The following is a 468-nucleotide window of genomic DNA, read 5'->3' on the forward strand; positions in this document are numbered from 1 at the left end:
ATCGTTTCCTACAATAACTTCAAGAAAAAGCTGCTTACATTTATTTTGTGTCGCTTCTTCTTTATGTAACTCAAATAACTTTTGACTTACACCAATGCCGCGAAACTCTGGATGAACCGCTAATGTTCCGCAGCGCATTGTTTTTATACTTTCATATACCTTAATACCACCAAGTATTACACCAACACATTTGTCACCGTCTAAAGCAAGAAAGGAGTATTCAAGTGAATTCCCTTCTGGACCAAAAAATCTTTTTATAAAATCCTCTTTTGAAACTTCCATCTTAATAATATAATCTGAAAACCCGTCCTTAAAAGCTTCATACACTAAATCTATACTCACTTCACTACATCTTTTGTATTGAATCATATAAGTATAATCCTCCGTTTTGACTAGTTATATACTACATTCAAACACATGAAATGAATTCCCTTCACCATATCCATCCTTTATTTCATGAACAACAAT

Annotated in this window: 1 protein-coding gene; it reads right to left on the bottom strand. The window is 32.9% G+C overall.

Annotation, left to right across the window (positions count from 1 at the left end; all coding sequences use genetic code 11):
• On the bottom strand, positions 1 to 369 hold a 369-nt coding region (locus KI356_RS27330), incomplete at its 3' end, for a GNAT family N-acetyltransferase (RefSeq protein WP_212937020.1).
• Positions 370 to 468: the final 99 nt, after the last annotated feature.

It is taken from the genome of Bacillus hominis (assembly GCF_018332515.1).
Lineage (GTDB): Bacteria > Bacillota > Bacilli > Bacillales > Bacillaceae_G > Bacillus_A > Bacillus_A hominis.